Source organism: Sphingopyxis sp. Soil_C_28 (assembly GCF_057657055.1).
On sequence record NZ_JBDGJE010000001.1, the window covers coordinates 808,280 to 830,413 of the forward strand.

Here is a 22,134-nt window from a genome sequence, read left to right on the forward strand (position 1 = left end):
GATTCCTCTCAGATTAATTGATATGTCATAAATCAGGATTTCCGGCGCGCACGTCGCGAGAACGTCTAATGCGGGTCGCCGAGGCCAAGCGGCATATGATTGTCGGCCAGCGGCAGGCGCGGGACAGAGAGCGTTGACCACGCTTCGGCGCATCCGCTGCGGAACGGGTGCGGCAGCGCTGCAACCGTTCCGCTTATCGGGATCAGCCATCGGCCATATCGCGGGCATGGCTCGAAAACGGTCTTCTGCTTACACTCATGAATGAGAGCGCAACCCTTGGCCAATCATCAGGCGTGCTGGAGATTGACCGCCGAGATCTTGCCATCGCGGCCGGTTTCCAGCTCATAAGAAATGCGCTCGTCCTTGTTGAGCGTCGCCATTCCGGCGCGCTCGACGGCGGTGGCATGGACAAAGCTGTCGCCCGAGCCATTCTCATTGGCGATGAAGCCATAGCCCTTGTCGGTATTGAAGAATTTGACGGTGCCGATCGGCATGGGATGTTTCCTTTCAAACGAAAACAGGAATTCCACCGGCATATGCACCGGCGAAGCTGGAAGCGAGAGAAAGGAAGTATCCGCCCCGAGGGGGTATCAAAAATCCGTCGCAGGCGACGTTAGCGGTTCCCTTATGGACCAAGGCATGAAGAAAGTCAAGAATTCCGGGGTTTCCGGCGTGTGCTTTGCTGGTGTCGAATTTAGCAAATTTAGCAAATGATAGGGTAGGCCGCCGATCGGGCGTTCCCGAGAAGCGGCGACCCGGGAGTCCTTGTCGGGAGCGCTGGCAAAGCAACGTTACCCTTTTCGACAGACGCTTCTGAACACCTCCTGGCGATGCAATTCACGATCGCGACACCACCGCCTGTGCTTAGGCGATGGGGCCGCAGCGCCTCCCATGGCAAACCGTCATAAGAGACGAAGGCATTACAAATGGCAGTGCGAAGGCTAAGCCGCTATGCGAGGCAAGCAGCGAGCGGGGAAGTGGAATGATGAGCGAAAATGCCGAAAAAGTGGGCGCATTGCTCGATACGCCCGACCTGGCGCAGGCGCTCGACAATGAGCGCTTCAAGCAGTTTCTAGACCATGTACCCGTCGCGGTCGCCGTTTCGGAACTCCATCCCTCGGAAACCATCACCTATGCAAACCTTGAGTTCGAGCGCCTGACTGGCCATCCGATTGCGGACATCGAAGGCAAGAGCTGGCGCGCGCTGCCCGGGGTAGCGTCACCCGCGGATGACGACAGACTCCTGCGCGATGCGGTCAGGAAGGATGCCGATTATATCGGGGAGTTTAAGATCGAACAGGAGGCCGGCGCCATCAATGTCGATGCCTGGTCGAACGTCATTGAAAACGAAGACGGCACGCCGCTGTTCCGCCTCGTTGCCCTGGCGCGGACCAGCAGCGAACGCGAACAGGATGTGCAATCCTCGCTGGCGGAAAAGGACGCGCAGCTTCGCGAGCTCCAGCATCGCGTCAAAAACAATCTTCAGATGATCACGGCGCTCATCCGTATCGAAGCCCGCAACATTCCCGACAGCGACACCGGCGAGAGGTTCGATCGGCTCGCAGGCCGGATCAACGCCCTCGGCGTGCTCTATGACACCCTTTCGCGTGAAAATGCGGACGACAGTATCGACCTCGGCATCTATCTCGGACAGATTGCGACATCGGTCATGGCAGCGCATGCAACCGAGGGCGTCCGGCTCGACATGAAGCTCGATAGCTGGATGGCGTCGGTCAATGTGGCGATGCCGGCGGGGCTCGTGGTCAACGAGCTGCTGACGAATGCGCTCAAGCATGCGTTCGCCGGACGTGTAGGGGGCACGATCACCCTCCACAGCCTGATCGACGATGTCGGTTGCCACATCACTGTCTCCGACGATGGCGTCGGTCTGGCCGATAGCGTGTCATGGCCGAAGCCGGGAAAACTTGGTGCGATCATAGTGCAGTCGCTCAAACAAAATGCTTCGGCTCAGGTCATGGTCGATTCCAAGCTCGGCGAAGGCTTGAGCGTGACCATATCCTTCGCAAGGGCAGACGCTGCTCCTGCCAATTAGCCAATTCGGTCTATCCTTGCCGTCCGCTTCCCCGGTTTTGCGACTGATAACGGACCGACCGCTATCGGCCACAAGCGACTGCGCCACTACGCTCCGCTAGACGACGCGTTGGTCTGTCCTTCCATCGCGGCATCGATAAATCCCGCCGATGTCTTCGCTCGGGCCCTCGGCCGCCTTATTGGCGCCTGCGCCGATCATGACGGGGTCTGGCTCGCGCAGCGCCATGATTGCTGCCCAAGCCTCGGGCAGATAATCCTGCCAAAGCGGCTTGCCGTCCATCGTTGCGTCGGCTGGATTGGCATCCAGCTCGCAAAGCGCACGGGCGACTCGTTCGAGGCCAGTCTTCATGCCTGGAGAATATCATGAAAGCGCGCCAATTTGCGGCGCGGTTGCCGGGTTGGCTGTTCGTGCCCAAATAGTCCTGGGCAGACATGGAAGTGACAGCGTTTTGAAGATTGTGAATGGAGCAAGTTTGCAGCCCCGGTCCGGGGCGGCCGCGAACAGCCTCGTCCTGCTGCTGCATGGCTTCGGGTCGAGCGGGACGGACATGATCTCGCTTGCGCCACAGTGGCAGGACGCTCGTCCCGACACCTTGTTCCTTGCGCCGCACGCGCCGCAGCGCTGCGGAATGATGGGGGCAGGCTATCAATGGTGGGGACTTTCCGGGTTTGCGCCTGCGGCGCTCGCTGCCGGCGCGGCCTCGGCCGCGCCGGCGATCGACGCCTTCATCGACCGCAAGCTCGCGCAATATGGTCTGAGCGAGGCTGACCTGGCTATCGTCGGCTTCAGTCAAGGGACGATGATGGCACTGCATGTCGCGCTGCGTCGTCCACAAGCTGTGGCTGCAGTCGTTGGCTATTCTGGCATGTTGGCAGGGACGCTCGGCCTGAATCACGGAGAACTTCCAAAGCCGCCCGTGCTATTGGTGCACGGTACGGCCGATCCGGTCGTCCCGATCGCGGCGCTGCATATGTCGGAGAGCGAGCTCAAGCGTCTCGGCGTCGACGTGACGACGCACGTCTCCTACGGTGTGGCGCACACAATTGATCCGGTCGGACTTCGCCTCAGCCGTGATTTCCTGGCGGAGGCCTTCGCTCGCTAGTCCGCTTTGAGCGGTCCGGTGATGAAACCGGACCGCTTCAGCTCGGCGACTTGCGGTTGAACCGCGAGTCTCGGTCGATGCCAATTAGACCGCGCGGCCTTAACAGTTGCCCTTCACTCCATCGGCACAGTCGCCAGCGGATTCGACGTCTTTCGCTGCACCATCCACCGTGTTGCAAGCAGACAGTGCGAGCATCGAACTGCCAAGTATGAAAATTGTCAGAAGCCTTTTCATTGTCTTTCTCCCAGGGCGAGGTCGAACGGCCCGCCGCTGGAGAATACGGCCCTTTGCAGTGATCGTTCCGTTTCATTGGCCCATGCTGGCCAAAGCGTTCGAAATGCTCGCTCGGCTGACGGCCTTGGTTGACTTGCATCCCAAGAGCCGATTGTCCGCTATCGGCCAGGTCCACCGGTCGGAGGACCTAGCGCGCTCGATTTAGATGGAGGGTCCGACGAGGGGTGGGAAGTAGACACGCCTCTTGTTAGGCATTTGTATCCATCGCAAACCCACGCTCTGGCCCGATGACCCGCATAGAGAACTAGTGCTGGTTACCAGCTAGCGCCGTCGACATAGAGACGCGGCAATTCTGTCCAGAGACTGGGTTCAAAAAGCCGCAAATTGATCCCCATTCGATCATAATCGGGGTCAATCGGGGACCAGTGCGTAATGACTCCGCATGTGTTGCAGTGAAACAGGGTGAGACATTTGTCGCCCTGTACATATCCTATACCTTCGCCGCTCACTTTCACCTTGGTTGGAGAAGAATATGTCCAAAGGGCACCCGTTCTCCGGCAAATGGAGCAATTGCACTCAGACGCGTCAACTGGATCGTCATTGACGGCTATCCGGATTGAGCCGCAATGGCAGCTTCCCTCGTGACTCATAGCTCTACTCCTAAGCCTGCTACCCGCTTGCCTGTGTCTTTCCCTTCCTGCTGCCCCTCAAGATACGATGATCGGCCGCCGACAAAGAGCCGGAAGTCGTTAGTCAGTGATGGGTGGCCATCTTTTGTCATGCGTCATGTCCGCTATTTGTGCCCGACGTTGCAATAGCAAATGGCAGCAATCTGTCGCTTCCCGTCATGGCCATACGACGCACCGCGGACGTCCGCTTCTCTCAGCCTCCCGCCAAAAGCACACCGCCCCTAAACTACCAATGTCCGCCGGAAATGCGCCCAAGGTGTAGTTCGGTGCGGCGGGAATGTACTGTGAATTCGACCGCCTAGCGCGGATTTTATGGGCTCGGGCCCGGACATGATCGTCCGGGCGGGAGCCTCATCATGACCCCGACCAAATTGCTCATCGGCCAGATATTGATCGTCTTCGCGATTGTCATCCTCGGCGTCTGGTCCGCGACGCAATGGGCTGCGGCGATGCTCGGATATCAGTCCGAGCTTGGCGCGCCATGGTTCCGCTTTGGCGGTTTGCCGATCTATCGTCCGTGGGACCTCTTCCCATGGTGGTATCATTTTGACGCCTATGCGCCGCATGTCTTCGACAAGGCGGGCTCGCTCGCAGCTACGAGTGGCTTCATCGGCTGCGGCGCGGCGATTGGTGGTTCGCTCTGGCGCGCACGCCAGAAGGGCCAGGTCACGACTTACGGGTCAGCGCGCTGGGCGAAAGAGCGCGAGGTGGACGCCGCGGGACTGCGTGGCGATGCCGGCGCGTTTCTGGGCCGCCTGTCAGGCCGCTATCTGCGCCACGCCGGGCCCGAACATGTCATGGCGTTCGCGCCGACACGAAGCGGGAAGGGCGTCGGGCTCGTCGTCCCGACCTTGCTCAGCTGGACCGGCTCGGCGGTCGTCCACGACATCAAGGGCGAGAACTGGCAGCTGACCGCCGGGTGGCGATCGCGCTTCTCGCATTGCCTCTATTTCGATCCGACCGATGAGCGCTCGGCGCGCTACAATCCGCTGCTCGAAGTGCGCAAGGGCGCCTGCGAAGTCCGCGACGTCCAGAATATCGCCGATATCCTCGTCGACCCGGAAGGGGCGCTCGAGCGGCGCAACCACTGGGAAAAGACATCGCATTCGCTGCTCGTCGGTGCGATCCTCCACATTCTCTACGCTGAGGAAGAGAAGACGCTCGCGCGTGTCGCGACCTTCCTGTCGGATCCGTCGCGCAGCTTCGCCGCGACTTTGGTGGCGATGATGCGTACCAATCATCTGGGAACTGACGGGGAAGTCCTTGTTCATCCGGTCGTCGCATCGGCGGCGCGCGAACTCCTCAACAAGAGCGAGAATGAGCGTTCGGGCGTGCTCTCGACCGCCATGTCGTTCCTCGGCCTCTATCGCGACCCGACCGTCGCCGCAGTGACATCGGGATGCGACTGGCGGATCGCCGATCTCGTCTCCGCCGAGCGGCCGCTCTCGCTCTATCTCGTCATCCCGCCGTCCGACATCTCGCGGACCAAGCCGCTCGTCCGCCTGATCCTCAACCAGATCGGGCGCCGCCTCACCGAGAAGCTCGACGACGGACGCTCAACGGTGCGGCGCCATCAATTGCTGCTCATGCTCGACGAGTTCCCGGCGCTCGGCCGCCTCGACTTCTTCGAGACCGCGCTCGCCTTCATGGCGGGGTATGGGATCCGTGCCTTCCTGATCGCGCAGTCGCTGAACCAAATTTCCAAAGCCTATGGCGAGAATAATGCGATCCTCGACAACTGCCACGTCCGGGTCGCCTTCGCGACCAACGACGAGCGCACAGCGAAGCGCATTTCGGATGCGCTCGGCACCGCGACCGAGCAACGCGCGATGCGCAACTATGCCGGCCACCGGCTCGCGCCCTGGCTCGCGCATGTCATGGTCAGCCGGCAGGAAACCGCCCGCGCGCTGCTGACGCCCGGCGAGGTCATGCAGCTGCCGTCCACCGATGAGCTGGTGCTCGTCGCGGGGCTGGCACCGATCCGAGCAAAGAAGCTGCGCTATTTCGAGGACGATAATTTCAAGGCGCGCCTCGGTCCGGCGCCCGCGCTGGCCGACGACCGATACGCCGACTGCCCGGCGGTTCGCGGCGACGACTGGAGCGGCTGCGTGGCCGAACCCGTCGCCCCCGAAATCGAGGATGCGGACGAAGCCGGCGACGCCATAGTCGAGGAAGGCGGAGCGCAGCAGGCGAAGGAGCCCGAGCTCGCCGAGCAGCCCGCGGCGCGCGTCGAGACAGTGCGTCCGTCCAATCCGCTCGGCATCGACGACGATGTCGATCCGGCAATCGACAAGAAGCTGATCGATCGCGTCCGTCCGCTCGCGCCGGTGCTGATCGGTCACGCAATGGACGAAGCCGTCTCGCAGGGCGGCGAGCAGCTGGGGCTCGGGCTGTGAGCGCGCGCGGAAGCCAGGTTCGACACCAGCTCTTCATCGAGCGCGGTCTCAGCGACCGACTCACGCTGCTCGCGCGAAAGCCCGGCGTGACCAAATCGACGATACTCGCCGAGGCGCTCGAAGCCTGGCTGACGCGCCAGGGTGTCAACGAACTGCAGCAACGTTTTGGGCCGCGCCTCGACGGCCTCGCGCGGACGCTCGCGCGGATCGAGCGCAACAGCCAGATCGAGATCGAAATCCTCGCGCTCCTCGTGCGCTACCTGCTCGCATCGGTGCCGCCGGTCGTCGAGGGCGACGATGTCGCGCGTGCGCAAGGCCGCGAGCGCTTCGAATGGTTCACAATGAAAGTCGCCGAGGCCTTCCGCGAGGGCCGCGCCAGCTTCGGTTCGGGGGGCGGATCGTGAGCGCGGCCGTCTCGGCAGAGCGCCGGCGCACGATGCTGCGCACCGCGATGGGCCCGGCGATCGAGGCCGCGTTGTCGAACGCGCATGTCGTCGAGGTGATGGTCAATCCCGATGGCGCGCTGCGCGTCGACGTCCTCGGCGAGGGCCGGGTCGATACCGGCGTGCGGATGGCGCCCGATCAGGTCGAGCGCATTATCCGGCTTGTCGCATCCCACGCGCGCACCGAAGTTCATGCCGCCGCACCGATCGTATCGGCCGAACTGCCGCCGCACGGCGAGGGGGCAGGCGAGCGCTTCGAGGGCCTGCTCCCGCCCGTCAGCCTCGCGCCCTGCTTCTCGATCCGCAAGCCTGCCGCGCGGGTCTACACGCTGATGGATTATGTGAGCGCCGGCATCGCGAGCGCCGAGGCCGCGCGCCTCCTTTCGCTGGCGGTCGTCGAACGGCTCAATATTCTCGTCGCCGGCGGCACCAGCTCGGGCAAGACGACGCTCGCCAATGCGCTCCTTTCCGAGATGGCGAGCCTCGACGAGCGCGTGATCCTGATCGAGGACACGCGAGAGCTGCAATGCCCGGCGCCCGATCGCGTCGAACTGCGCACGCGGACCGGGGCGGTGTCGATGGCCGATCTCGTCCGCTCGACGCTGCGGCTGCGGCCCGATCGCATCATTGTCGGCGAGGTCCGCGGCGCCGAGGCGCTCGACATGCTCAAGGCGTGGAACACCGGCCATCCGGGCGGGATCGCTACGGTGCATGCCAACAGCGCGGCGTCGGCACTGACCCGGATCGAGCAGCTCGTCCAGGAGAGCGTCGTCACCGTTCCGCGGCGGCTGATCGCCGAGGCGATCGACCTCATCGTCTTCATCGCCGGACGCGGCGCCGCGCGGCGCATCGCGACAATCGCGCGCGTCGAAGGCGTCCTCACGACCGGCGACTATGCGCTCACCGAACTTCCGATCCAGCCTGAAGGAGAATGTCCATGTCTTTGATTGTTCTTGCATCTCATCGCGTCGACCGCCCCTCGATCCTCGGCGCGGCAGCCCTCGCACTGGGTCTTGCCGGTTCCGCGCTCGCGGCGGGATCGGGCATGCCGTGGGAAGAGCCGCTTCAGCAGGTGCTGGAGTCGGTGCAGGGCCCGGTCGCCAAGATCATCGCGGTGATCATCATCATCACCACCGGTCTGACCCTCGCGTTCGGCGAAACCTCGGGCGGCTTCCGGCGGCTGATCCAGATCGTCTTCGGCCTCTCGATCGCCTTTGCTGCGTCGAGCTTCTTCCTCTCCTTCTTCAGCTTCGGCGGCGGGGCGCTCGTCGCATGAGCCGTCTCGAAGGATTTGAGGCGCCGATCCACCGGTCGCTCGCCGAGCCGATCCTGCTCGGCGGCGCGCCGCGCGGGCTCGCGATCGTCAACGGCACCATCGCCGCGGCGATGGGGCTCGGGCTCCAACAATGGATCGCGGGCCTCATCCTCTGGGCGCTCGGACACACGCTCATGGTGTTCGCTGCGAAGCGCGATCCCGATTTTGCGCCGGTGCTGACGCGGCACCTTCGCCAGAAAGGCGAACTGTCATGCTGAACCTCGCCGAATATAGGCCGCGTGCCGACCGGCTCGCCGACCATCTGCCGTGGGCGGCGCTTGTCGCGCCCGGCATCATCCTCAACAAGGATGGCAGCTTCCAGCGCAGCATCGCCTTTCGCGGCCCCGATCTCGACAGCGCGACCGAGGCCGAGCTCGTCGCCGCGTGCGCCCGCGCGAACAATATGCTGCGGCGTTTCGGATCTGGCTGGGCGCTCTTCCTCGAGGCCGAACGCGTCGCCGCGGCGGGCTATCCCGAAAGCGATTTTCCCGATGCGGCCTCGTGGCTCGTCAATGCCGAACGCCGCGCCGCGTTCGACGACAGCGAGCGCGAGCATTTCGAGAGCCACTTCCACCTGACGCTCGTGTGGATGCCGCCCGCCGACCAGGCCGACAGCGCCGGCCGCGCGCTCATTGAACGGCCCGAGGCGGCGCAAGGCACGCGAGACTGGCGCGAGGCGCTCGCCCGCTTCGAGGCCGAGAGCCTGCGCGCGATCGACCTGATGGCGAGTTTCATGCCCGAAGTCCGCGCGCTCGATGACAGCGAGACCTTGACCTACCTCCATCGCGCGATCTCTCCGCACCGGCACCGCGTCCGCGTTCCCGCGACGCCGATGTATCTCGACGCTTTTCTCGCCGACACGCCGCTCACCGGCGGGCTCGAGCCGATGCTCGGCGACCAATATCTCCGGTCGCTGACGATCCTCGGTTTCCCCTCGATCAGCCGCCCCGGCATCTTCGACCCGCTTAACGGGCAGGATTTCGCCTATCGCTGGACGACGCGTTTCATCGCGCTCGACAAGGCCGACGCGACCGCGGCGCTCACCAAGCTTCGCCGGCAATGGTTCAACAAGCGCAAGTCGCTCTCGGCGCTGCTCCGCGAAGTGATGTACAACCAACCGGCGCAACTGCTCGACAGCGATGCCGACAATAAGGTCGTCGACGCCGATGCCGCGCTCCAGGCGCTCGGCGGGGATCATGTCTCTTTCGGCTATCTGACGACGACGATCACTGTGTCGGACCGGAATCGTGCTCGCGCGGAGGAGAAGCTGCGCGCGGCCGAGCGTATCGTCCATTCCTTGGGTTTCACTGCGATCCGCGAAAGCGTTAACGCGGTCGAGGCGTGGCTGTCGTCGCTGCCGGGCCACGTTTACGCCAACGTCCGGCAGCCACTCATCCACAGTCTCAATCTCGCCCACCTGATGCCGCTGTCCTCGGTATGGGCGGGGCCGAACTGGAACCGCCATCTCGGCGGGCCGCCGCTGCTGCTGGCCGAGACCGGGGGGTCGACGCCGTTCCGCCTGTCGACGCATGTCGGCGACGTCGGCCATATGATGATCGCGGGACCGACGGGGGCAGGGAAGTCCGTGCTGCTCGCGCTGATCGCGCTGCAGTTCCGCCGCTACGCGGACGCCCAGCTCTATTTCTTCGACAAGGGAAATTCGGCGCGCGCCGCGGTGCTGGCGATGGGCGGGCGGCATCATGCGCTCGGCGAAGGCGACACGCCGCTCGCCTTCCAGCCGCTGCGCGGGATCGATCGCGCCGAAGAGCGGAGTTGGGCCGCCGACTGGGTCGCCTCGCTCGTTGCGCACGAAGGCGTTGCGGTGACGCCCGACATCAAGGATGCGATCTGGTCGGCGCTAACGAGCCTTGCGAGCGCGCCAGCACCCGAACGGACGCTTACCGGCCTTTCACTGCTGCTGCAGTCCAATGCGCTGAAGACGGCGCTCCAGCCTTTCACGCTCGAAGGGCCGCACGGGCGGCTGCTCGATGCGGCGGAAGAGGGACTGTCGCTTGGTTCGATCGAATGTTTCGAGACCGAGACCCTGATGGGTCAGGCGAGCGTCGTCGAACCGGTCCTGTCCTACCTCTTCCATCGCCTCGAGGCCCGCTTCGACGGACGGCCAACGCTGCTCATCCTCGACGAGGCCTGGATCTTTCTCGACAATCCGCTCTTCGCGGCGCGCATCCGCGAATGGCTGAAGGTGCTCCGCAAGAAGAATGTCGCGGTGATCTTCGCGACGCAGAGCCTCGCCGATATCTCGAACAGCAGCATCGCGCCCGCGATCATCGAAAGCTGCCCGCAGCGCATATTGCTCCCGAATGATCGCGCGGTCGAGCCGCAGGGTCGCGCCGCCTATGCCGCCTTCGGGCTCAACGAGGCGCAGATCGAGCTCGTCGCGCGCGCGACGCCGAAGCGTCAATATTATCTCCAGTCGGCGCGCGGCAACCGCTTGTTCGAGCTCGGCCTCGGACCCGTCGCGCTGGCGCTCTGCGGCGCATCCGATCCGGCGACGCAGGCGCGGATCGACGCCATCCTCGCCGAGCATGGCGAAGGCGATTTCGCGGCACAGTTTCTACGCGATGGCGACCTCGACTGGGCCGCAGACCTTCTCGCCGGCTTTCCCGAGACCGAGACGACTGACTAGCCAAGCCCCCAAGAAGGAGAATTGCTATGAAGACGCTTGCCCATATGATCCTGATCGGCGCTGCCGTCCCGGCGCTTATGCTGGCAACGCCGCCCGCAGCGGCAATGCCCGTGTTCGACAGCGCAAACTATCAGCAGAACCTGCTCACCGCGGCGCGCACGCTCAAGCAGATCGACCAGCAAATCAGGCAGTTGCAGAATGAAGCGCAGATGCTGTCCAACATGGACAAGAATCTCAAGCGCGTTGATTTCCCCGAACTCCAGAAGCTCAAGGACAATCTCGCGCGCGTCGACGGGCTGATGGGGCAAGCCGAGGGGATCGACTTCGGGGTCGACCGGCTCGACGAGCGCATGGCGGCGCTGTTTCCGAAGGATTTCGCCGGCATGACCCGGTCGGCGAGCGTTGCCAATGCTAAGGCGCGGCTCGAGGCTGCCATGGCCTCGTACCGGCGCACGCTCGCGGTCCAGTCGCGGATCGCCGCCGACGTGAAGGACGATGCTGCGTTGCTGGCCGACGTCGCGGCGCGAAGCTCGGGCGCCGAAGGCAGCCTGCAAGCCCAGCAAGCCACCAACCAGCTCCTCGCTCTGGCAGCCAAGCAGCAAGCGCAACTCCAGCAGATGATGGCCGCCGCCTATGAGGCCGACATGATCGACCGCGCACGCGCGGCGCAGAGCGCGGCGGAAGCACGCGAGCGCATGCGTCGCTTCCTCGGCGACGGCAAGGCCTACACGCCGATCCGCTGACGAGCGACACGGACGGCGCGAGGCTGCCCCTCTCCTGGCCCGCCGTTCGCCGCGGGGTCTCGAACGCTCCCCCGAGACCCCGCGGACCCTTCATCTTCTTCGAAAGCCCGACCGATGGACGATCTCAATGTCATCGACCGCTTCATGGAAGCCTTCATCCGCTACATCGACAGCGGCTTCGGGCTGCTTGGCGGCGATGTCGCTTTCCTCACCAGCATATTGATCGGAATCGACATCACGCTCGCCGGGCTCTTCTGGGCGATGGGGGGCGAGAATGACGTCATCGCGAAGCTGCTGAGGAAGATCCTCTATGTCGGCGTTTTCGCGTTCATCATCGGCAACTTCGGGGCACTTTCGGATATCATCTTCCGCTCCTTCGCCGGGCTCGGCATCACCGCCGGCGGCGGCACGATTTCTGCCGAAGACCTTCTGAAGCCCGGACGTCTTGCCGGCGCGGGCTTCGAGGCGGCGCATCCGCTCATCGACCAGATCAAGGAGCTGCTCGGTCCGATCGATTTCTTTACCAACTTCCTCGAGATCGTGGTCCTCTTGATCGCCTGGGTCCTCACGATCCTCGCCTTCTTCATCCTTGCAATCCAGCTCTTCATCACGCTGATTGAATTCAAGCTAACGAGCCTTGCGGGGTTTGCGCTTATGCCGTTCGCGCTGTGGAACCGGACTGCGTTCCTCGCCGAGCGCGTTCTCGGCAGCATCATATCGTCGGGCGTCAAGGTGATGGTACTCGGCGTGATCGTCGGCATCGGCTCGGGCTTCTTTCCCGATTTTCTCACGACGATGGCGGGCTCCGAGCCCGACGTCGAGGAAGCGATGTCTTTGGCGCTCGGCGCGCTGGCCTTGCTCGGGCTCGGCATCTACGGACCCGGCATCGCTTCGGGCCTTGTTGCGGGCGCGCCCCAGCTCGGTGCGGGCGCCGCCGTCGGTACGGTCGCGGCCGCCGCAGGCACGATGATCGTCGCCGGTGGCGCGGGTATGGCGGCCGCACGCGCAGGCAGCGGCGCCGCGCTCGGCGCGGTCCGCGCCGGGACGTCGATGGGAGCCGCGGCCTCGACATCGTACAAGCTCGGGCAGGAAACCTCGGGCTCGCAAACGATCGGCGCCGGTCTTTCGGGCCTCGCGACCGCCGCGAAAGGTGCGGCGGTCAATGCGTCGCGCCGTGCGGTTGGTTCAAGCGGGATTGGCGAAGCTGCTGCAGCCGGCCGCGATGCGGCCTGGAATGCCGGCAACAGTCCCGCGCGGCTCGCGCCTCAACAATCCAATGAAAATTCCGGTTCAGCGGCCGCCGCGCCAGCGTGGGCGACCGATCTCAAGGCCGACCAGCGCCGTCGTTCGGCGCGGCAGGCGACCGCCCATGTGATTTCCGACGGGAGCCGCGGCGGCAGCGGCGCGAGCCCCGACATCGCCGAGAAGGAGGATTGATCCGATGAAGTTCAAGCGAGCCATTCAGCGTTACGGGCGAACCCCCGAGCCGGTCACACCCTATCAGCGCGCCGGACAGGCGTGGGACGACCGGATCGGCACCTCTCGAATCCAAGCGCGGAACTGGCGGATCATGGCGTTTGGTGGACTGCTGCTCTCGACCGGCCTCGCCGCCGGTCTCGTCTGGCAGTCGGTGCAGAGCCGCGTCACACCGTATGTCGTCGAGGTCGACCGGCTCGGCGAAGCGCGCAGCGTCGCGCCCGCGGCCGCCGACTACAATCCCACCGACCCGCAGATCGCGTGGGCGCTCGGGCGCTTCATCGCTAATGTCCGCGGCATCTCGCTCGACCCGGTGCTGATGCGCGAGAATTGGCTCGCCGCCTATGACTTCGCAGGCGAGCGCGGCGCTCTGTTCCTCAACGAATATGCGCGCAGTTCCGATCCCTTTGCTCAGGTCGGAATGCGTTCGGTCTCGGTCGAGATCACGAGCGTCGTGCGCGCTTCGCCGCGATCGTGGCAGGTGAAATGGAAGGAAAGTGCATACGAGCGCGGCAGTCTTGTAACGACATCGCGCTGGACCGCGATGCTGACTGCGGCGGTGAAGCCCCCGCGCTCCGCCGACGTCCTCCGCAAGAATCCGCTCGGCCTCTATGTCGAAGCGATCGACTGGAGCCGCGAATATGAGCGCGAGGAGCGGCGTCCCGACGCCGCGACCGCACCGCCGCAGCCTGCGCGGGAGCCGCCCGCCGAAATTCCTCCCGTTACCGCAATCTCCGAAGGAGCCCTGCCATGATCTGCTTCCGCCCGATCCTTGCCGCTGCCGGTGCGGCGGTCCTGACCTCGTCCGCCAGCGCCGGCCCGGGGGCGGTCGAGCGCGTGCGTGCGGCGGCGGCCGCCGCCGTCAAGGAGCCGCGCGCGCAGGATTATCGCGGCGCCATCCAGACCTATGCCTATGTCGAGGGCGGGGTGTATCGGCTCGTCACCGCGCCCGAGCATGTCACCGACATCGCGCTCCAGCCGGGCGAGGCGCTGGTCGCTGTCGCGGCGGGCGACACCGCGCGCTGGACCGTCGGCGACACGACGAGCGGCACCGGCGAGGCGCGCCGCGTCCATATCATGATCAAGCCCCTCGCGCCTGCTCTCGCTACGAATTTGATCATCACGACCGACCGTCGCGTCTATCACCTGGCGCTCACGAGTACGGTGCGCACGGCGATGGCCACGGTATCCTGGACCTACCCGCACGACAGTCTTCTCGCGATCGAGCGCGCCGCGAGTTCGACGCGCGCGGCGATCGAGGCGCGCTCGGCGATCAACCCGGTCAGTCTCGAATTCGGTTATGCGATCCGCGGCGACAAGCCCGCTTGGCGCCCACTGCGCGCGTTCGACGATGGGCGCCAGACCTTCATCGAATTCCCGCCGAGCCTTGCGCAGGGCGAGGCGCCTCCGCTGTTCGTGAGCGGAGAGGGCGGCGAACCCGAGCTCGTCAATTACCGCGTCTCGGGCCGCTTCTACGTCGTCGACCGTCTGTTCGCACGCGCCGAGCTGCGGCACGGCGCCAAGCGCCAGGCCGTTGTCCGGATTATTCGTACCGGGGACCCGCGGTGAGCGCGCCGGAGACCGGATCGGCACGCGAGTCCGACGAAGCGGCCCCTGCGGATCGACCGATCGAGCCGTCGGCCGCCAAGGTCGACCCCGAAACCCTCATATTGCGAGGTGCACCGCGGCGCGTTGCACGCTTCCGCCGCGAAATCATCATCGGCGTCGCTGCCGTCGGCGCGCTGGCGATTACCGCTATAATGTGGTTCGCGCTGGAGCCGACGTCGTTCAAGCTCGCGGCAAATGGCGAAGAGATGTTTGAGAAGGGGCAGGGCAAGGCGCCCGAAGCGCTCGCCGGTACGCCGGACCGCTACGACGAGATCCCGAAGCTCGGACCTCCGCTCCCCGGCGATCTCGGCAGACCCATTCTCGAACATCAGCGCAAGATGGAAAGCGAATATCCGTCCGGGCATGCCAAGGAGGATGCCGCGGCGGCAGTCGAGGCCGAGCGCGAACGGCGAATGGCCGAAGAGTTGGCTGCGCGCCAGTCGGCGGTGTTGATGTCGCTTGGACCGAGCCGCACTATGACGTCTGCGCCTGACGAGGCACGCGCTGCGGCGACGGCAGGCTCCGCGGACGCGGGAGCGGCTTCTACATCGCGTGCGGCTACGACAGCGGGCAGTGCCAACGTCAGTCCGCATCAAATCGAAGCGGCGCCCTCGCCGTGGCTGGTCACCAGCGGTAGCGTCATCGCCGCCAGCCTTGTTACCGGGCTCAACAGCGAACTGCCGGGGATCGTGATCGCGCAGGTTAGCGAACATGTCTTCGACAGCGTGACGGGCCGGACCCTGCTCATCCCGCAAGGCGCGCGGCTAATCGGGCGCTACGAGAGCGATACTGGTTATGGCCAACAGCGGGCGTTCGTCGTCTGGAAGCGCATCATCTGGCCCGACGGCGCATCCTTGACGCTGGAGGATGCGCCCGCGAGCGATCCTTCGGGCTATGCCGGCATTCGCGATCGCGTCGACGCGCATGGCTGGCAGCTGATCAAAGGCGTCGCGCTCTCAACCCTGCTCGGCGTTGGCACCGAGCTCAGCTTCGGCGAAAACGAAAGCGATATTGTGCGCGCGATCCGCGAATCCGCCCAGCAGGGTGGCGGGCGTGCCGGCGACCGGCTCGTCGAGAAGAGCCTCGACATGCAGCCGTCCATCGTCGTTCGGCCCGGCTGGCCAGTGCGCGTCATCGTCCATAAAGACCTCGTCCTTGCGCCGTGGGGAGGCTGATATGGCCGATCTCAAGCTCGCCCGGCTGCCCGACCGCAAGCCCGTCAAATTGACGATCGAAATCATGCCTGACCTCGAACAGGCGCTGGCCGACTACGCCGCGGCGTATGAGGCGGCTTACGGAAGGCAAGAGAAACCCGCCGATCTCGTTCCCTACATGCTCCACGCCTTTCTCGAGAGCGACCGCGAGTTCGCAAAGACGCGGCGCCAAAGGTCCGGGCCGTGACCGAAGCCGACGCTGCAGACACTGGGTACGAAGCGACGCCACGGCTCTGCGGCGTCGATCGCGCCGCCGAGATGCTCGAGCTTCACCCCAATACGGTGCGGGAACACGCGAAAGCGGGGCGGTTACCCTGCGTGAAAATTGGTCGGTTCTGGAGGTTTGTGGAGCGAGACCTTGTCGCCTGGATTCGGGCAGGTTATTCTGCACCTGCACGAATGCAGCCGAGTGCCTTTTCAAAGGAGGCGTTATGGCACTCTGGAAACGTGCAGACATTTACTACGTCAAGCTCACAGCTCCGGACGGAACGCGCATTAGACGATCTACTGGAACGTCCGACCGGACCAAGGCCGAAGAATATCACGACAGACTGAAGGCCGAGTTGTGGGATCTTGCCCGCTTGAAGCGGAAACCCCGGCGTAGCTGGGACGAAGCGGCGCTTCGCTGGCTGAAGGAAATGGCGCACAAGAAGTCCTACCGGGACGATGTGAGCCGGATCCGTTGGTTTACGAAGCATCTGCGCGGCAAGATGCTGGATCAGGTGAGCCGGGACATGATCGACGGGATCGTCTCGCGCCAGCTTGCCCGCCGTAGCGATCGCACCAAGGATCTCTATGTGGCGCTCATTCGCGCCATTTTCCGGAAGGCGATGCGCGAGTGGGAATGGCTCGAGCATATCCCTGCGTTCAAGACCTATGTGAGGAAAGCAAAGCCGCGCGTGCGCTGGTTGACCCACGCACAGGCCGAGCGTCTTCTCAAGGAGCTACCGGCGCACCAGCAAGACATGATGCTGTTCGCGCTCGCCACGGGCCTGCGGCAGGGAAATATCAAGCGGCTGACCTGGGAGCAGGTCGACCTTTCCCGCCGCATCGTCACGATCGGGCACGGCGAGACCAAGAATGACGAGGCGCTGGGCGTTCCGCTCAACGACCTTGCCGTCTCGGTCCTTCGGCGGCGCATGGGTATCCAGCACGAACATGTGTTCACTTTCAAGGGCAGACCGCTCGGCCAAGTGAACACGAAGACATGGCGGGAGGCGCTCAAGCGGGCAGGGATCACCGACTTTCGTTGGCACGATCTTCGCCACACCTGGGCGAGCTGGCTTAGGCAGAATGACGTGCCCACCTGGGTGCTTCAGGAGCTGGGCGGTTGGAAGTCCGAGACGATGGTGCGCCGCTACGCGCATATGTCGACGAAGCATCTGGCGCCCTATGCCGACCAGCTGACTTTCGAGGTCACACCCGAGAGTGGCGGACAACCGCCATTCGCGGTTTTGCCCGAAGGTCACAAAAAGGGTCACAGTGAGAGCCGTACGCGGCTCAAGCTCGTGGCCGGCACCGACCTAAGTCGTTGAAGTGTAAGGGAAAGAAAATGGTGGACGCACTAGGGCTCGAACCTAGGACCCGCTGATTAAGAGTCAGCTGCTCTACCAACTGAGCTATGCGTCCACTGCCATTTTCAGGCGTGCCTTGCAGCGAAGAGTTGTCCTCTTTGCTGCGAAGCGAGCGGCCCGCTATCATGGCACTGTGGGGATGGCAATGCCCTCGACCGCTTTTCGGCAAAGTTTTTTCTCAATGAAAGCGCCGCGTGCCCGTTTTGCTGTCGTTTTCGATGGCGAGGATGATACCGACGCACGTCATGATCGTCAGCATCGACGAACCGCCATAGGAGAAAAGCGGGAGCGGAATGCCGACGACGGGGGCGAGGCCCATCACCATCATCAGATTGATCGCAATGTAGAAAAAGATCGTCATCGTCAGCCCCGCCGCGGTGAGTTGACCGAAGCGCGTCCGGGCGCGGAGCGCAACGCGTGTCGACCAGCGAAGCAGCAGGAAGAAGCCGAAGAGGAGCGCAAAACCGCCGATCAGGCCCCATTCCTCGGCCATTGTGGCGAAGATGAAGTCGGTGTGCCCCTCAGGCAGATAATCGAGGTGGCTTTGCGACCCGTTGAGGAAACCCTTGCCGCCGATGCCGCCCGAACCGATCGCGATTTTCGATTGGCTGATATGATAGCCCGCGCCGAGCGGGTCGCTTTCGGGATCGAGGAAGATCAGCACGCGTTTCTGCTGATAGTCGTGCAGAAACGAGAAGAGCACCGGCAGTGCCGCCGCACCGGCAGCCGCCGCGCTGCCGAACCACCAGAAGGGCAGGCCAGAGACGAACATCACCACGATGCCCCCGATGCAGATCGACAGCGCGGTGCCGAGATCGGGCTGCAACATGACGAGCGCCGCCGGCAGGCCGATCATCACCAGCGCCGGCCAGAGCGCAGTAAAGGTCCGCGTATTGCCAGGCGGCAGCTGCGCATAAAAGCGCGCGAGCGCGACGACGATCGTCACCTTCATCAATTCGGATGGCTGGAGGTTCATGAAGCCGAGGTTGAGCCATCGCTGGCTGCCCCCGCCGACGAAACCGAGCAATTCGACGGCGATCAGCAGCACTAGCACGCCGATATAGGCGATATAGGAGAAGTCTTCGAAGATGCGGATCGGAAAGCGGCCGATCACGAGCGCAACGCCGAGGAAGACAAGGAAACGCAAGCCCTGCTGTAAAGCCCACGGCGACCAGTTGCCGCCTGCGGCCGAATAAAGGACGAGCAGGCCGAAGCCGGTGATCCCGGCAAGGATCGCGATCAGTTTCCACGGAATGCGCTGGATGGCGGGCGGGACTGGGATCATTGCGGCACCCCGGGCTCGGGATCGCTCGCCGCGCCCGATTTCCATGCGGCATAGTCGCGGTCCATGCGTTCCTTGATCGTCCCGCCCCAGCCGGCCTCGAATGTCGTGAGCGCTTCCATCGCTTTTTCACGATCGAAGAGGAAGGTCATGAAATCCTTGGCTACCGGCGCCGCGGCGCGCGATCCGCCCATGCCATGCTCGATCACCACAGCTGTTGCGTAACGAGGATTATCGACCGGTGCGAAGCCCACGAACAGACCGTGATCGCGAAATTTCCACGTCCCGCTTTTGCCATTGCCCGTGCCGAGCCCGCGCACCTGTGCCGTGCCCGTTTTGCCCGCCATTGTGATGCCGTCGAGCGGCAGGCGGCTGCGTCCGGCGGTTCCGCCCGGGCCGTTGACAACGAGGTCCATGCCATGGCGCGCGGCTTCGAGAGCCTTGGCCGAAAAGGGCAGGGGTTCGTTCTTGAATTCGCGGTTGATCAGGCGCGGATAAAGCCGGCGACCCGATGCAATCCGCGCCGCCATCACGGCGAGCTGGAGCGGATTGACGCTGACATAACCCTGTCCGATGACCGCGTTCAGTGAGTCCGACGCCGACCATTGCTGGTCATATTTCTTCATCTTCCACGCGCTGTCGGGGATCGTTCCGTAACGCTGGTTGCTCCCCGCAAGCTGAAACTCCTCGCCAAGGCCGAGCAGGCGCGCGGTGGGCGCCATCGCATCATAGCCGAGGCGGTGCGCGAGCCAGTAGAAATAGCTGTTGCAGCTTTTCATGATCGCGGTGGGCATGTCGACGCTGCCATGGGTGCCGAGGCAGCGGAAAAAGCGGCTGCCGAGGCGATAGCCGCCGATGCAGGTGTGCCGCTCGCTCGGATCGACACCATGTTCGACCGCGGCGATCGCCGCCATCGGCTTCAGTGTCGATCCCGGCGGATACAGGCCGCGCGTGGCCTTGTTGATCAGCGGTTGATGATCGTCGGCACGCAGCCATGCATACTCGGAGCTGCTGATCCCGTCGGAAAAGCTGTTGGGGTCGAAACAGGGCATCGACACGAACGAAAGGATATCGCCGTTCTGGCAGTCGATGACGACCGCGGCGCCCGACTCGCGCCCCATGCGCCGCGCGACATAATCCTGCAGGTCGGCGTCGATCGTCAGGTGAACCGTTTTGCCCTGCGTATCGGGCTTTACGCCCAGCTCGCGGACAACCTTGCCGCGTGCGGTGACCTCGACCCGCTTGGCGCCGGGCTGGCCGCGGAGCATCGGCTGGAAATATTTCTCGAGCCCGTCCTTGCCGGTCCGGAAACCCGGCGTGATGTAGAGCGGATCCTTGACCTTTTGGTATTCCTCGGCGGTCGGCGCGCCGACATAGCCGATCAGATGGCCGACAGCAGCGCCGGTCGGATAGTTGCGCGCAAAGCCGCGCTGCGGCGCGATGCCGGGCAATTCTGGCAGGCGGACAAGGATCGAGCTATATTCGGCCTCGGTCATATCCTCGGCCACCGCGACGGGCTGGAAACCCGAAGCGGCTTTCAAGTCCCGGTTGATCCGTTCCATCGTATCGCCGTCGAGGCGCAGCAACGTCCGGAGCTGCCCGAGCACCAGTTCCTTGTTGTGCAAACGGTCGGGAATGATGTCGATGCGCAAGCTGACGCGGTTGTTCGCCAGCGCCTTGCCGTTGCGATCCACGATCCAGCCGCGGCGCGGCGGAACGAGCGTTAGGTTGACGCGGTTGCTTTCGGATTCAAGGACATAACGGTCGTTATCGATGACCGAAATATAAGCCATACGCGCCGCCAGCGCGACGCCCACGGCCGCCTGCGCTCCGCCGACGACAAGCGCGCGGCGGGTGAAGACGATCCCTCTGAAGGCTTCGGTAATTGGGGGGAGTTTTTTGCGCGGCATCGGTAATTTATCGGCGTCTCAGGCGGAAATTGTCAAACTTGCCGGTCAGGCGCATGAACAAGGGGACGAGCAGTGCCGAAACCACGATCTGCGGCACCACGAGGCCGAGTACGCGCCCGGTCGCGGCATGCGGGTGAACGATCAGTGCCGCGAGCGACTGGATGATCGCGATCAGCAACGCTGCAATGGCCCAGTCGTGAAAGAAACCGCGCCAATAGATGCGCTGCGACGAATAATGGATCACGATGCTGGCGATCGTCCACAGGCCCACCGCGGTGCCGATGGGCTGACCGCTGAACAGATCGTCCCACAGACCGAGCGGAAGCCCGATCCACACCGGCCATATTTCGGTGCGAAGCAATTGCCAGCACAGGAAGAAAAGCAGCCCGAGCGGCGGCAGCACCGGCGAGTTGGCGATCAGCGGCAGCATCAACGGCAGCGCCGACGCGAACATCACGCTCGCAATCGGGACGATCCGCATCCGCCACAGCGATGCCGGTTCGCCGAGGCGCGGGCCTTTCTGGTTCATGGCGCGCCGGTGGGGGGCGGGGGCGTAGCGGGGCCGGGCCGGCCATGCGCTTCGATATTGTCGGGGGTATAGGGACGCAGCACCGACACCGCATCGACCTTGCCCGGGTCGGCGAGCGGGCGTGCGAGGGCGCCATCGTCTTGCCGCCGCACGACGATCGCCACCGGGATGTTAGGCGGATAGAGCCCCCCGGTGCCCGAGGTCACGAGGATATCGCCCGGCTTGAAAGGATTGTTCGCGATGTTGAGCGTACGAATGTCGAGGTCGCCGTTGCCGCGACCATTGGCGAGCGCGGGTAGGCCGTCGCGTGCGCGACGGACGGGGACGATATTGTCGACGTCGGTCAGCAGCAGAATCTGTGACACCGACGGCCCGGCGCTGAGCACGCGGCCGATCAGCCCGTCGGCACCGCGTACCGGCTGGCCCGCGGTGACACCCAGATTGCGCCCGATGCTCAGCAGCGCGATGCGCTTGCTGCTCGTCGAGGTCGAGGTCAGGAGATAGCCGTTGGCGAGCGCGGTCTTGTCGGTTTCCTGCAGCTTGAGCAGCCCCTTGAGCTGCCGGTTTTCTTCTTGCAGCGAGCTGGTCGCAACAAGTTCGCGGCGCGTGTCGGCGAGTTCCTTGCGCAGCCGTCGATTTTGCGTGCCCGCGCTGACATAGGCGCCGACGGTGTCGTCGATGCCCGAAATCGATCCGATGACCGACCGCGTCACGCGCGCGACGGGCGCGGAAATTTCCTGGCTCGCCACACGCAATTGGGCGAAGCCGACGGGATCAACGACCGACAGGATCGCCAGCAGCAACCCGGCCACGGCCCCGGTCACCGCAATGACATAGGCCACGAACAGGCTGTATTGGGCCTTTCGGGATTGCCCCGGACGTCGATGTGCCGGGCGGACCATGGTTCAGAGTCGCCCTA

22 protein-coding genes, 1 tRNA gene and 1 pseudogene are annotated in these 22,134 nt (G+C 64.2%); 16 read left to right on the plus strand and 8 right to left on the minus strand.

Features of this window, described 5'->3' with window-relative positions; genetic code table 11:
* Positions 1–287 precede the first annotated feature (287 nt).
* Positions 288–494: a cold-shock protein gene (locus AC3A43_RS03720; protein ID WP_487791188.1), complete on the minus strand. Its 207-nt coding sequence runs from the start codon at positions 492–494 to the stop codon at positions 288–290.
* A 488-nt stretch (positions 495–982) separates the two neighbouring features.
* Between AC3A43_RS03720 and AC3A43_RS03725 the strand changes: the two genes are divergently transcribed.
* Complete coding sequence (locus AC3A43_RS03725) at positions 983–2,053, plus strand: sensor histidine kinase (protein WP_487791189.1); 1,071 nt, start codon at positions 983–985, stop codon at positions 2,051–2,053.
* Positions 2,054–2,149: 96 nt separating this feature from the next.
* Here the strand turns inward: AC3A43_RS03725 and AC3A43_RS03730 are convergent, their stop codons facing one another.
* Positions 2,150–2,332 (minus strand): hypothetical protein, encoded by a 183-nt coding sequence (locus tag AC3A43_RS03730; protein ID WP_487791190.1) that lies wholly within the window; start codon positions 2,330–2,332, stop codon positions 2,150–2,152.
* Between the two features lie 178 nt (positions 2,333–2,510).
* Here AC3A43_RS03730 and AC3A43_RS03735 point away from each other — a divergent pair, with 178 nt between their 5' ends.
* Entirely contained in the window at positions 2,511–3,155 is a 645-nt protein-coding gene (locus tag AC3A43_RS03735; RefSeq protein ID WP_487792017.1) for an alpha/beta hydrolase, read from the plus strand.
* A gap of 548 nt (positions 3,156–3,703) precedes the next feature.
* Here the strand turns inward: AC3A43_RS03735 and AC3A43_RS03740 are convergent.
* Positions 3,704–4,039 carry a GFA family protein gene (locus tag AC3A43_RS03740; RefSeq protein WP_487791191.1) on the minus strand — a complete coding sequence of 112 codons (336 nt, stop codon included), beginning with the start codon at positions 4,037–4,039 and terminating at the stop codon, positions 3,704–3,706.
* A gap of 395 nt (positions 4,040–4,434) precedes the next feature.
* Between AC3A43_RS03740 and AC3A43_RS03745 the strand changes: the two genes are divergently transcribed.
* From AC3A43_RS03745 to AC3A43_RS03810, 14 genes and pseudogenes are all read left to right on the plus strand, one after another.
* On the plus strand, positions 4,435–6,474 hold the full coding sequence (locus tag AC3A43_RS03745; protein WP_487791192.1) for a conjugal transfer protein TraG: 2,040 nt from the start codon (positions 4,435–4,437) through the stop codon (positions 6,472–6,474).
* The gene (locus AC3A43_RS03750) at positions 6,471–6,878 is read left to right on the plus strand and encodes a CopG family transcriptional regulator (RefSeq protein WP_487791193.1); all 408 of its coding nucleotides are present in this window, start codon (positions 6,471–6,473) and stop codon (positions 6,876–6,878) included. The genes AC3A43_RS03745 and AC3A43_RS03750 overlap by 4 nt, the downstream gene beginning before the upstream one ends.
* Positions 6,875–7,864 (plus strand): P-type conjugative transfer ATPase TrbB, encoded by a 990-nt coding sequence (gene trbB / locus AC3A43_RS03755; protein WP_487791194.1) that lies wholly within the window; start codon positions 6,875–6,877, stop codon positions 7,862–7,864. Before AC3A43_RS03750 ends, trbB begins: the two co-directional genes overlap by 4 nt.
* Complete coding sequence (locus AC3A43_RS03760; protein ID WP_487791195.1) at positions 7,849–8,193, plus strand: TrbC/VirB2 family type IV secretion system protein; 345 nt, start codon at positions 7,849–7,851, stop codon at positions 8,191–8,193. The genes trbB and AC3A43_RS03760 overlap by 16 nt, the downstream gene beginning before the upstream one ends.
* Entirely contained in the window at positions 8,190–8,450 is a 261-nt protein-coding gene (locus AC3A43_RS03765) for a VirB3 family type IV secretion system protein (RefSeq protein ID WP_487791196.1), read from the plus strand. The genes AC3A43_RS03760 and AC3A43_RS03765 overlap by 4 nt, the downstream gene beginning before the upstream one ends.
* Complete coding sequence (gene trbE / locus AC3A43_RS03770) at positions 8,444–10,879, plus strand: conjugal transfer protein TrbE (RefSeq protein ID WP_487791197.1); 2,436 nt, start codon at positions 8,444–8,446, stop codon at positions 10,877–10,879. Before AC3A43_RS03765 ends, trbE begins: the two co-directional genes overlap by 7 nt.
* 26 nt (positions 10,880–10,905) lie before the next feature.
* Entirely contained in the window at positions 10,906–11,622 is a 717-nt protein-coding gene (gene trbJ / locus AC3A43_RS03775) for a P-type conjugative transfer protein TrbJ (RefSeq protein ID WP_487791198.1), read from the plus strand.
* Between the two features lie 114 nt (positions 11,623–11,736).
* Entirely contained in the window at positions 11,737–13,059 is a 1,323-nt protein-coding gene (trbL, locus tag AC3A43_RS03780; RefSeq protein WP_487791199.1) for a P-type conjugative transfer protein TrbL, read from the plus strand.
* A gap of 4 nt (positions 13,060–13,063) precedes the next feature.
* Positions 13,064–13,852: a conjugal transfer protein TrbF gene (trbF, locus tag AC3A43_RS03785; RefSeq protein WP_487791200.1), complete on the plus strand. Its 789-nt coding sequence runs from the start codon at positions 13,064–13,066 to the stop codon at positions 13,850–13,852.
* Positions 13,849–14,667 carry a P-type conjugative transfer protein TrbG gene (gene trbG / locus AC3A43_RS03790; RefSeq protein ID WP_487791201.1) on the plus strand — a complete coding sequence of 273 codons (819 nt, stop codon included), beginning with the start codon at positions 13,849–13,851 and terminating at the stop codon, positions 14,665–14,667. Before trbF ends, trbG begins: the two co-directional genes overlap by 4 nt.
* Positions 14,664–15,881: a TraB/TrbI/VirB10 family type IV secretion system protein gene (locus AC3A43_RS03795; protein ID WP_487791202.1), complete on the plus strand. Its 1,218-nt coding sequence runs from the start codon at positions 14,664–14,666 to the stop codon at positions 15,879–15,881. Before trbG ends, AC3A43_RS03795 begins: the two co-directional genes overlap by 4 nt.
* 1 nt (position 15,882) lies before the next feature.
* Positions 15,883–16,107 carry a DUF2274 domain-containing protein gene (locus AC3A43_RS03800; RefSeq protein WP_487791203.1) on the plus strand — a complete coding sequence of 75 codons (225 nt, stop codon included), beginning with the start codon at positions 15,883–15,885 and terminating at the stop codon, positions 16,105–16,107.
* Positions 16,104–16,286: pseudogene (locus tag AC3A43_RS03805) on the plus strand (helix-turn-helix domain-containing protein); the annotation flags it as partial. The gene AC3A43_RS03800 and the pseudogene AC3A43_RS03805, both read left to right, overlap by 4 nt.
* A 65-nt stretch (positions 16,287–16,351) precedes the next feature.
* Positions 16,352–17,455, plus strand: a complete 1,104-nt coding sequence (locus AC3A43_RS03810) for a tyrosine-type recombinase/integrase (protein ID WP_487791204.1) — start codon at positions 16,352–16,354, stop codon at positions 17,453–17,455.
* 18 nt (positions 17,456–17,473) lie between these two features.
* Here the strand turns inward: AC3A43_RS03810 and AC3A43_RS03815 are convergent.
* The 5 genes from AC3A43_RS03815 to mreC form a co-directional block, all read right to left on the minus strand.
* Positions 17,474–17,549, minus strand: a tRNA-Lys gene (locus AC3A43_RS03815).
* Positions 17,550–17,672: 123 nt separating this feature from the next.
* On the minus strand, positions 17,673–18,779 hold the full coding sequence (rodA, locus tag AC3A43_RS03820; protein ID WP_487791205.1) for a rod shape-determining protein RodA: 1,107 nt from the start codon (positions 18,777–18,779) through the stop codon (positions 17,673–17,675).
* Positions 18,776–20,686, minus strand: coding sequence for a penicillin-binding protein 2 (gene mrdA / locus AC3A43_RS03825; protein WP_487791206.1), 1,911 nt, complete (start codon positions 20,684–20,686; stop codon positions 18,776–18,778). Before mrdA ends, rodA begins: the two co-directional genes overlap by 4 nt.
* Positions 20,687–20,693: 7 nt before the next feature.
* The gene (locus tag AC3A43_RS03830) at positions 20,694–21,215 is read right to left on the minus strand and encodes a rod shape-determining protein MreD (RefSeq protein ID WP_487791207.1); all 522 of its coding nucleotides are present in this window, start codon (positions 21,213–21,215) and stop codon (positions 20,694–20,696) included.
* Positions 21,212–22,117, minus strand: coding sequence for a rod shape-determining protein MreC (gene mreC, locus AC3A43_RS03835; RefSeq protein WP_487791208.1), 906 nt, complete (start codon positions 22,115–22,117; stop codon positions 21,212–21,214). Before mreC ends, AC3A43_RS03830 begins: the two co-directional genes overlap by 4 nt.
* Between the last annotated feature and the right edge of the window lie 17 nt (positions 22,118–22,134).

Coding starts and splice junctions, on each gene's coding strand:
- trbF (WP_487791200.1), top strand. CDS start 13,064: ATGAAGTTCAAGCGAGCCATTCAGCGTTACGGGCGAACCCCCGAGCCG.
- AC3A43_RS03740 (WP_487791191.1), bottom strand. CDS start 4,039: ATGAGTCACGAGGGAAGCTGCCATTGCGGCTCAATCCGGATAGCCGTC.
- AC3A43_RS03810 (WP_487791204.1), top strand. CDS start 16,352: ATGGCACTCTGGAAACGTGCAGACATTTACTACGTCAAGCTCACAGCT.
- AC3A43_RS03760 (WP_487791195.1), top strand. CDS start 7,849: ATGTCCATGTCTTTGATTGTTCTTGCATCTCATCGCGTCGACCGCCCC.
- trbL (WP_487791199.1), top strand. CDS start 11,737: ATGGACGATCTCAATGTCATCGACCGCTTCATGGAAGCCTTCATCCGC.
- AC3A43_RS03800 (WP_487791203.1), top strand. CDS start 15,883: ATGGCCGATCTCAAGCTCGCCCGGCTGCCCGACCGCAAGCCCGTCAAA.
- rodA (WP_487791205.1), bottom strand. CDS start 18,779: ATGATCCCAGTCCCGCCCGCCATCCAGCGCATTCCGTGGAAACTGATC.
- AC3A43_RS03720 (WP_487791188.1), bottom strand. CDS start 494: ATGCCGATCGGCACCGTCAAATTCTTCAATACCGACAAGGGCTATGGC.
- trbG (WP_487791201.1), top strand. CDS start 13,849: ATGATCTGCTTCCGCCCGATCCTTGCCGCTGCCGGTGCGGCGGTCCTG.
- mrdA (WP_487791206.1), bottom strand. CDS start 20,686: ATGCCGCGCAAAAAACTCCCCCCAATTACCGAAGCCTTCAGAGGGATC.
- AC3A43_RS03830 (WP_487791207.1), bottom strand. CDS start 21,215: ATGAACCAGAAAGGCCCGCGCCTCGGCGAACCGGCATCGCTGTGGCGG.
- AC3A43_RS03725 (WP_487791189.1), top strand. CDS start 983: ATGATGAGCGAAAATGCCGAAAAAGTGGGCGCATTGCTCGATACGCCC.
- AC3A43_RS03765 (WP_487791196.1), top strand. CDS start 8,190: ATGAGCCGTCTCGAAGGATTTGAGGCGCCGATCCACCGGTCGCTCGCC.
- AC3A43_RS03730 (WP_487791190.1), bottom strand. CDS start 2,332: ATGGACGGCAAGCCGCTTTGGCAGGATTATCTGCCCGAGGCTTGGGCA.
- trbE (WP_487791197.1), top strand. CDS start 8,444: ATGCTGAACCTCGCCGAATATAGGCCGCGTGCCGACCGGCTCGCCGAC.
- mreC (WP_487791208.1), bottom strand. CDS start 22,117: ATGGTCCGCCCGGCACATCGACGTCCGGGGCAATCCCGAAAGGCCCAA.
- trbJ (WP_487791198.1), top strand. CDS start 10,906: ATGAAGACGCTTGCCCATATGATCCTGATCGGCGCTGCCGTCCCGGCG.
- AC3A43_RS03745 (WP_487791192.1), top strand. CDS start 4,435: ATGACCCCGACCAAATTGCTCATCGGCCAGATATTGATCGTCTTCGCG.